This is a genomic window from Nocardia sp. NPDC057227 (assembly GCF_042669725.1).
Classification (GTDB): Bacteria; Actinomycetota; Actinomycetes; order Mycobacteriales; family Mycobacteriaceae; genus Nocardia; species Nocardia asteroides_A.
In genome coordinates this window covers 1-8,534 of the sequence record NZ_JBHUXA010000047.1, presented here as the reverse complement: position 1 = coordinate 8,534, position 8,534 = coordinate 1, and the positions used below count along the sequence as shown (strand labels likewise).

General features: G+C 73.1%; 8 protein-coding genes. 5 read left to right on the top strand and 3 right to left on the bottom strand.

The annotated features are described in order from the left end of the window. Positions 1-26: 26 nt before the first annotated feature. Both ACFUJ1_RS34055 and gluA read right to left on the bottom strand, forming a co-directional pair. On the bottom strand, positions 27-869 hold the full coding sequence (locus ACFUJ1_RS34055; protein ID WP_378651428.1) for a glutamate ABC transporter substrate-binding protein: 843 nt from the start codon (positions 867-869) through the stop codon (positions 27-29). A 19-nt stretch (positions 870-888) separates the two neighbouring features. Continuing rightward, positions 889-1,617, bottom strand: coding sequence for a glutamate ABC transporter ATP-binding protein GluA (gene gluA / locus ACFUJ1_RS34050; RefSeq protein ID WP_378651430.1), 729 nt, complete (start codon positions 1,615-1,617; stop codon positions 889-891). A 220-nt stretch (positions 1,618-1,837) separates the two neighbouring features. Here gluA and miaB point away from each other — a divergent pair, with 220 nt between their 5' ends. Next, positions 1,838-3,403, top strand: a complete 1,566-nt coding sequence (gene miaB, locus ACFUJ1_RS34045) for a tRNA (N6-isopentenyl adenosine(37)-C2)-methylthiotransferase MiaB (protein WP_378651429.1) — start codon at positions 1,838-1,840, stop codon at positions 3,401-3,403. After that, positions 3,400-4,023, top strand: a complete 624-nt coding sequence (locus ACFUJ1_RS34040) for a hypothetical protein (protein ID WP_378651427.1) — start codon at positions 3,400-3,402, stop codon at positions 4,021-4,023. Before miaB ends, ACFUJ1_RS34040 begins: the two co-directional genes overlap by 4 nt. Before the next feature lie 264 nt (positions 4,024-4,287). Here ACFUJ1_RS34040 and ACFUJ1_RS34035 read toward each other — a convergent pair whose 3' ends face one another. Then, positions 4,288-5,670 carry a DUF349 domain-containing protein gene (locus ACFUJ1_RS34035; protein ID WP_378651426.1) on the bottom strand — a complete coding sequence of 461 codons (1,383 nt, stop codon included), beginning with the start codon at positions 5,668-5,670 and terminating at the stop codon, positions 4,288-4,290. A 240-nt stretch (positions 5,671-5,910) separates the two neighbouring features. Between ACFUJ1_RS34035 and ACFUJ1_RS34030 the strand changes: the two genes are divergently transcribed. The 3 genes from ACFUJ1_RS34030 to ACFUJ1_RS34020 are packed head-to-tail and all read left to right on the top strand — an operon-like array spanning position 5,911 to position 8,392. Continuing rightward, positions 5,911-6,630 (top strand): hypothetical protein, encoded by a 720-nt coding sequence (locus ACFUJ1_RS34030; protein ID WP_378651425.1) that lies wholly within the window; start codon positions 5,911-5,913, stop codon positions 6,628-6,630. After that, a complete protein-coding gene (gene miaA / locus ACFUJ1_RS34025) occupies positions 6,627-7,577 on the top strand; it encodes a tRNA (adenosine(37)-N6)-dimethylallyltransferase MiaA (RefSeq protein WP_378651424.1) in 951 nt (316 codons plus the stop codon). The genes ACFUJ1_RS34030 and miaA overlap by 4 nt, the downstream gene beginning before the upstream one ends. Further along, a complete protein-coding gene (locus ACFUJ1_RS34020) occupies positions 7,574-8,392 on the top strand; it encodes a TrmH family RNA methyltransferase (RefSeq protein WP_378651423.1) in 819 nt (272 codons plus the stop codon). The genes miaA and ACFUJ1_RS34020 overlap by 4 nt, the downstream gene beginning before the upstream one ends. The last annotated feature ends 142 nt before the right edge of the window (positions 8,393-8,534 follow it).

Sequence of the window (8,534 nt, the reverse complement as noted above, 5' to 3'; positions counted from 1 at the left end):
ACGCCGGGCCGCCCTCGCCGAGCGGGTCAGTAGCGGTTCACCGTGGGCGGCGCCGGGATCTGGTACCCGGTGGCGCCGAAGGTCTGGTTCAGCGCGGCGGCCCAGGAGCCGTCGGCGATCATCGCCTCAATGGCGTCGTTGACCGCGTCGCGGGTCTCCTGGTCGCCCTTCTTCAGCCCGATGCCGTAGTTCTCCGTGGTGAACGGCTTGCCGACCACCTTCAGCTGGCCCGGCGACTGGGCGGCGAAACCGGCCAGGATGATGTCGTCGGTGGTCACCGCGTCCACCGAGCCGCTGCGCAGCGCCTCGACGCAGAGCGAGTAGGTGTCGTACTCCTGCAGCTGCACGTCGTTGGCGTACTTGTCCTTGACGTTCTGCGCCGGGGTCGAGCCCTTGACCGAGCAGAGCTTCTTGCCCCCGGTCAGCGACTCCGGCCCGGTGATCGTGGTGTTGTCGGCCTTGACCAGCAGCGACTGGCCCGCGACGAAGTACGGCCCGGCGAAGTCGACCTTCTCCTTGCGCTTGTCGTTGATCGAGTAGGTGGCGACGACCAGGTCGACCTGCCCGTTCTCGATCAGCGTCTCGCGCTGGGCCGATGGCGATTCCTTGAAGGTGATCTGGTCCGGCTGCACCCCGAGCTTGCCCGCCACGTACTTGGCGACCTCGACGTCGAACCCGCTGTAGGAGCCATCCTTGTTGCGCAGGCCGAGGCCGGGCTGGTCGAACTTGATGCCGATGGTGAGCTTGCCGTCCTTGGCATTCTCCACGGCGGACTTGTCGGAGCCGCCACCACAGGCGGCCGTGCTCGCGACGGCCAGCGCCAGAGCGACCGCACCGATCCCGGCGCGCAACGCGCGGTTGATCCTCATCGAGTTCCTTCTCTCTTACCTAGTGGCTCAGGATCTTGCCCAGGAAGTCCTTGGCCCGGTCCGATTTCGGGGCGGTGAAGAACGTCTCGGGCTCGGCGTCCTCGACTACAAGGCCGTCCGCCATGAAGAGCACCCGGTCGCCCGCGCGCCGGGCGAAGCCCATCTCGTGGGTGACCACGACCATGGTCATCCCCTCCTTGGCCAGCGAGACCATCACCTCGAGCACCTCGTTGACCATCTCCGGGTCGAGCGCGGAGGTCGGCTCGTCGAAGAGCATGACCTTGGGGTTCATCGCGAGCGCGCGGGCGATGGCGACGCGCTGCTGCTGCCCGCCGGAGAGCTGCGCGGGGTACTTGTCCGCCTGGTCGGCGATGCCGACCCGCTCCAGCAGCGCCTCCGCCTGCTCGCGCGCCTCGCTCTTCTTCAGCTTGCGCACCTTGAGCGGCGCCAGCATGACGTTGTCCAGGATCGTCTTGTGCGCGAACAGGTTGAACGACTGGAAGACCATGCCGACATCGGCGCGCAGCGCGGCCAGCGCCTTGCCCTCGGCGGGCAGCGGGATACCGTCCACCGCGATCTCGCCGGAGTCGATCGGCTCCAGCCGGTTGATGGTGCGGCAGAGCGTGGACTTGCCGGAGCCGGACGGCCCGAGCACGATCACCACCTGTCCGCGCGGCACCTCCAGGTTGATGTCGCGGAGCACGTGCAGCGCGCCGAAGTGCTTGTCCACCTTGCGCATCGCGATCATCGGCGGGGCGCCCGCCGACGCAGCGGCGGGGGTGTCCCCGGTGGCCCCGGGTGCGGCGGCGTCGTCGGTCATGGTCACTGACCTTAAAGGGAAAACCGGGTTTTGCCCTGCTTTCGGTGACACACCGCCGCGCCGCGCCGATTCGACATACCCCCGTAACCTGGCGGTACCCTCGTCCGCCCACCCCCGGTGACCCCCGTAGGCTGGGCGGGTGGATTCGATGGGACGGACGGCGGTGCTCCCGGCCGCGGAGGCCGACGCCGGCCGCAGCTACGAGGTGCGCACCTTCGGCTGCCAGATGAACGTGCACGACTCCGAGCGGCTCTCCGGGCTGCTCGAGGAGGCCGGGTACGTCCGGGCCGCGGCGGGGGCGGAGCCCGATCTGGTGGTGCTCAACACCTGCGCGGTGCGGGAGAACGCGGACAACAAGCTCTACGGCACGCTCGGGCACCTGGCACCGGCGAAGGCGGGCAGGCCCGGCATGCAGATCGCGGTCGGCGGCTGCCTGGCGCAGAAGGACCGGGACACCATCGTCCACCGCGCGCCCTGGGTGGACGTGGTCTTCGGCACGCACAACCTCGGTTCGCTGCCGGTGCTGCTGGAGCGGGCCAGGCACAATGCCGAGGCCCAGGTGGAGATCCTGGACTCGCTGGAGGCGTTCCCGTCCACGCTGCCCGCCAAGCGCGAGTCCGCCTACGCGGGCTGGGTCTCCATCTCCGTCGGCTGCAACAACACCTGCACCTTCTGCATCGTCCCCGCGCTGCGCGGCAAGGAGGTGGACCGGCGCCCCGGCGATGTGCTCGCCGAGGTGCAGGCGCTGGTCGACCAGGGCGTGCTGGAGGTGACGCTGCTCGGGCAGAACGTCAACGCCTACGGCGCCTCGTTCGCCGACCCGGCCGAGCCGCGCGATCGCGGCGCGTTCGCCAAGCTGTTGCGCGCCTGCGGCGACATCGACGGCCTGGAGCGGGTGCGCTTCACCTCGCCGCACCCGGCGGAGTTCACCGACGACGTCATCGAGGCGATGGCGGCCACCCCGAACATCTGTCCGCAACTGCACATGCCGCTGCAGTCCGGCTCGGACCGGGTGCTCAAGGCCATGCGCCGCTCCTACCGGCAGGCGCGCTACCTGGGCATCATCGACAAGGTGCGGGCCGCCATGCCGCATGCCGCGATCACCACCGACATCATCGTCGGCTTCCCGGGCGAGACCGAGGAGGACTTCGAGCAGACCCTCGAGGTCGTCCGGCGGGCCCGCTTCACCAGCGCGTACACCTTCCAGTACTCGAAGCGGCCGGGCACACCGGCCGCCGAACTGCCGGACCAGCTGCCGAAGGCCGTGGTGCAGGCGCGCTACGAGCGGCTGATCGCGCTGCAGGAGGAGATGTCGCTGGCGGGCAACCGGGCGCTGGTCGGCGCCGAGGTGGAGTTGCTCGTCGCCGCGGGCGCGGGGAAGAAGAACGCCGCCACCGCCCGCATGAGCGGCCGCGCCAGGGACGGCAGGCTGGTGCACTTCCGCCCGGAGGGCGTCGGTGCTGACAGCAGCCCGGAGGGCGCAGGCATCCGGCCCGGCGATCTGGTGACCGTCACGGTGACCGCCGCCGCGCCGCACCACCTGATCGCCGACTCGCCGATCACCGCCCACCGCCGGACCAGGGCCGGGGACGCGCACGAGCGCGGGATCACCCCGAAGACCGCCCCCATCGGGGTCGGGCTCGGGCTGCCCGCCATCGGCGCCCCCGCCGTGCAGCCGGTGGCAGGTGGCTGCGCCACCGAGTGCGGATCGTGACCGGTCCCGCCGATCCCGGCGACGGGCCGGGCCGAGAAGGAGACGACGTGAATTCGGTCGAGAACCTGGAACAGATGCGCGCCGAGATCGACGCCGTCGAGCGGCGGGTCGCGGGGGAGATCGACCCCGGGGCCCGCGCGCTGGTGGTGGCGGTCGCGGTCTTCGCGCTGCTGATCTCGCTGGTGCTCGCGCACGCCGGGTCGGCGCGCGGCTTCGACGTGCTGCTCGGCACCGACGCGGCGCGGATCGAGCACATCGGGCTGCCCTCCCGGATCTTCGTCTGGTTCGTGACGGTCTTCGGGGTCGGCTTCTCGCTGCTCGCGCTGATGACGAGGCGCTGGGCGCTGGCCTGGGTCGCGCTCGCCGGGTCGGCGATCGCGAGTGCGTTCGGCGTCTTCTCCATCTGGCACCGGCAGACGCCGGGGCTGAACAACTACATCGGCGCGGGGCCGGGCGTCGGACTGATCATCGGCACCATCGCCGCCGCCCTGCTCACCTTCCACTGGGTGAAGGTGGTCTGGAGCCGGACCGCCGTGCACCTCGCCGCCGAGGAGCAGCGCCGGGCGGTCGCCGCCGTCGCGGAGGAGCAGGAGCGCCGCAAGCGCTTCGGCGAGCGCTGAACACTCCGCCGCCCGGCGAGAACACTCCGCCGCCCGGCGAGGACACTCCGCCCGCGCGCTCGCGGATCGACGTGCCGCCCGCACCTTCCCCTGCTGCCCACACTTTCGCGTGCTGCCCGCACTTCCGCTTGCCGCCTGCACTTCCGCGTGCCGCCAGCACCTTTTCGTGCCGCCAGCACCTTTCGTGCCGCGCCCGGCCACCTGCTCGCCGGGCGGTCGCGGCCCCAGCACCGCTCACCGAGCGGATGGCGTTCCGACCCGGGGTCAGAGGTTGCTGACTGCCCCTTCGGCGGCGTCGGCCCACTCACGCCACTGCTTGGCCTGCTCCAGGGCCCGCTCGGCATCCCGCTTCTTGCCCGCGGCCTGCGCCTTGGCGGCCTGCTCCTCGAACTGCTGCACCCGCTCGCGGAACTGCGCCGCACGGGCGACCGCCTCCGGATCGCTACGCCGCCACTGGGCGTCGACCGCCTCGCGCACCTTCTTCTCGATGGCGCGCAGCTTGCCCTCCAGATCCTGCATCCGCTCGCGCGGCACCTTGCCCAGCGCGTCCCACTTCTCCTGCAGGTCGCGCAGCGCGGCGCGGGCGGTCTCCAGGTCGGTGGCGGGGTCGATGTGCGCGTGCGTGCGGAGCAGCTCCTCCTTGGCGGTGGCGTTGTGCTCGAACTCCGCGTCCCGCTCGGAGGCGGCGGAGTTGCGGGCCGCGAAGAAGACGTCCTGCGCGCTCTTGAACCGCCGCCACAGCGCCTCGTCCGCCTCGCGCGGCGCCCGGCCCGCGGCCTTCCAGTCGTTGAGCAGGTCGCGGAAGACGGCGGCGGTGCCGACCCAGTCGGAGGAGCCGGAGAGCGCCTCGGCCTGCACGCACAGCTCCTCCTTGCGCGTCTTGGCGGTGGCGCGCTCGCGGTCGAGCTCGGCGAAGTGCGCGCCGCGGCGGCGGTTGAAGGATTCCCGCGCCTTGGAGTAGCGGCGCCACAGCGCGTCGTCCACCTTGCGGTCGACGCCGCGGATGGTCTTCCACTCGTCCAGGATCTCGCGCAGCCGATCGCCCGCCGACTTCCACTGGGTGGACTCGGCGGCGATCTTCTCCGCCTCGGCGGCCAGCGCCTCCTTGCGCTCGGTGTGCTCGTGCCTGGCGCGCTCCTTCTCCTCGCGGGCGTGCGCGGCGGCTTCCTCGGAGTGCTCGGCGATGGCGGCGAGCCGGGCGGCGAGGCCGTCGACGTCGCCGATCACGGCGGCGGTCGGCAGCGACTCGGCCAGCGCGACGGCGGCGGCCCTGGTCTTGCGGGCGTCGGCGCCCGCGGCGAGCCTGGCCTCCAGCAGCGCGACCTCGGTCGCCAGGTCGTCGAAGCGGCGGCCGAAGTGCGCCAGCCCCTCGGCGGCGTCACCGGCCTGCCAGGAGCCGATCTCGCGCTCGCCGTCGGCGGTCCGCACCCAGGCGGTGCCGTCCTCGTCGACCCGGCCCCACCTGCTCGGGTCGCTCACGGTCGGGACGACCACGGGATGCGGATGCTGGGCGGCCGGGCCGGGAGCGGGCTTGACGGCGTGCGGCTTCGGGGGACGGGGGACGGTGCCGCCGGGCTTGGGCACACCGGACGGGTGCGGTGCCTGCGCGGGGCGGCCGGCGTCGGCGGTTCCGTTGGTGTCGGTCATTGCTCCTCGTCCCTGCCGCGCGTCACGGCTGCCTGATTACGCCCTGGCTCACCCCATTCAACCCGGTGCGAGCCCTCGAGACCATTCGATCCATGCCCCCGCGAAGGGGACCACCAGGTCGCCCGACCCGTGGTGACCTGGGTTGTCGCTTCCCGAACACTATCAATGTCCGGGGGTTTTGCGGCAGAGACACTCGAACCGGCGGCGGCCGCCGGACAACCGGCGGCTACCGTTGTCGGGGTGTTCTCCGTCGCGGCTCTGATGCCCGCGCCACCCGTCCTCGTTCCCGAGTTGTGCGGTGCCGCGGCCGAACCGGGCGTGCCCGCGCTGCGGGCGGCGGTGCTCGACGCACTCGGCGCGCTGGCGGCGGAATCCGGCAGCTGGACGGTGCTCGGCACCGGGCGGGGCCAGTACGGCCCGGACACCGTCGGCACCTTCCGCGGCTACGGCGCCGACCTCCGGGTCGCGCTCGGCCCGGAGGCCGTCGCCGAACCGGATCCCGAGCTCGAACTGCCGGTATTGATCGCGGGCTGGGCCCGCGGCGCCGTAGCCCCGGGCGGGAAGGTCGAGGTCCGGCTGCTGCCCGAGGAGACGCCGGCGCGCGAGGCGGTGGCCTTCGGCGCCCGGCTGCGTGCCGAACTCGACGCGACGCCCGAGCCGCGCGGCGTCCTGGTGATCGCCGACGGCGCCGCGACCCTCACCACCGCGTCCCCCGGCTACCTGGACGAACGCGCCCCCGCGGTGCAGCGCGCGCTGGACACCGCGCTCGCCACCGGCGACCGGGCGGCGCTGCTCGAGCTGGACCCCGCGCTCTGCGCCGACCTCGTGCTCCGCGGCCGCGCGGTCTACCAGGCGCTGGCCGGGCTCTTCGGCCGGGACGGCGCCGTCGCGGCGGAGACCCGCTTCCAGGACGCGCCGTTCGGGGTCGGGTACCACGCCGGGCTGTGGCGGCCCGCGTGAGCGCACCGGTAGCGGTGATCGGCCCCACCGCCACCGGCAAGTCCGACCTCGGGCTGTACCTGGCCGAGCAGCTCGGCGGCGAGATCGTGAACATCGACGCCATGCAGCTGTATCGGGGGATGGATATCGGCACCGCCAAACTGGCGCCCGCCGAGCGCCGCGGCATCCCGCACCACCAGCTCGACGTCCTCGAGGTCACCGCGACCGCGACGGTCGCCGCGTACCAGGCCGCGGCCGCCGCCGACGTCGAGGCGATCCGGGCACGCGGGCGGGTCCCGGTGATCGTCGGCGGCTCCATGATGTACGTGCAGGCGCTGCTCGACCAGTGGCGGTTCCCGGCCACCGACCCGGAGGTGCGGGCCAGGTGGGAAGGGGTCTTGGCGGAGCAGGGGCTCGCCGCGGTGCACGCGGCGCTGCGCGCGGCCGACCCGGTGGCCGCGGGCACCATCCTGCCCACCGACGGCAGGCGCATGGTGCGCGCGCTGGAGGTGGTCGAGCTGACCGGGCGCCCGTTCGCCGCGTCCGCGCCGGTGATCGGCGCCCCGCGCTGGAACACGCTGCTGCTCGGCGTGGACAGGGAGACCGCCGAGCTGGACGCCAGGATCGAACTCCGCACCGCGCACATGTTCGAGGCCGGGCTGGTCGACGAGGTGCGCGGGCTGCTCGACCGCGGGCTGCGCGACGGGGTGACGGCGCGCCGCGCCATCGGATACGCACAAGTCCTCGCGCACCTCGATGACGAATACGACCTGAACCACGCGGTCGAGCGCACGCTGATCGGTACCAGGCGGTATGTGCGCAGGCAGCGCTCGTGGTTCCGCCGCGACCCGCGGGTGCACTGGCTGGACGGCGCCGACCCGGCGCTGCGGACGGCCGCGCTAGCGGCGGTGGCCGCGCACGCGGCGGGCGAACCGGCAGGCACGGGAAAGGAACGTTCAGCGCAGTGAGCCGATCAGCGCGGCCGCGCACGGCCTCGGTCCAGGTGTGGCAGGGGTATCTGACGAACCGCGGCAAGCGGCTGCGCGACGGCCGCTTCCTGGTGCACGGCGTCCGGCCGATCACCCGCGCGCTGGCCTGCGACTGGCCGCTGGAGACGCTCGTCTACCGGCTCGGCGGGCCCGAGCTCTCCGGCTGGGCGCGCGAGGTGCTGGACACCAGCCGGGTGCCCCGGGTCGGGCTGGTGCCCGAGCTCATGGCCGAGCTCGGCGACGGCGTGCCCGAGCTGGTCGCGGTCGCCGTCTCCCGCCCCGGCGAGCTCGACGATTTCGCGCCCGGCGTGCCCGGTGGCCCGCCGCCGGTGGTGCTGGTCGCCGACCGCCCCGACTCGCCGGACGTGCTCGGCGCGCTCATCCGCACCGCCGACGCCTTCGGCGCGGCCGGGGTGGTGATCACCGGCCCCGGCGCCGACCACCACGACCCGCGCACCGTGCGCGCCTCCACCGGCTCGCTCTTCGCCGTCCCGGTCTTCCGCGCCGGGGGTGCCGCCCAGGTGCTCGCCTTCGCCGAGCGCCAGCGCCGCCGCGGCATCCCCACCCGCGTGCTGCTCCCCGGCGCCACCACCGGAATACCGGTCGACGAGTACCCGTTCGACCAGGCGACGGTGATCGTCGTCGGCGACGAGCGCGCCACCTGGCCCGGAACCGACCAGCTCACCATCCCCGGCGCCGCCGACACCATCGGCGCCGCCGCCACCGCCACCATCACCCTCTACGAAATAGCCAGACAGCGAAGCGAGGACTACCGTCCCCACCACACCAAATAACCCCCCCGTCCGGGTTCGCGGCCCGTCCCGCGATCGGGTGTGCGAAGCGCCAGCGGCGGAGCCGCCAGTGTCGGACGCCCGATCGCGGGGCCCCGCAGGGGCGCGGACCCCGGCCGCGCCCGCGGACAGAAAACACCGGAGC

Coding starts and splice junctions, on each gene's coding strand:
- ACFUJ1_RS34055 (WP_378651428.1), bottom strand. CDS start 869: ATGAGGATCAACCGCGCGTTGCGCGCCGGGATCGGTGCGGTCGCTCTG.
- gluA (WP_378651430.1), bottom strand. CDS start 1,617: ATGATCGCGATGCGCAAGGTGGACAAGCACTTCGGCGCGCTGCACGTG.
- miaB (WP_378651429.1), top strand. CDS start 1,838: ATGGGACGGACGGCGGTGCTCCCGGCCGCGGAGGCCGACGCCGGCCGC.
- ACFUJ1_RS34035 (WP_378651426.1), bottom strand. CDS start 5,670: ATGACCGACACCAACGGAACCGCCGACGCCGGCCGCCCCGCGCAGGCA.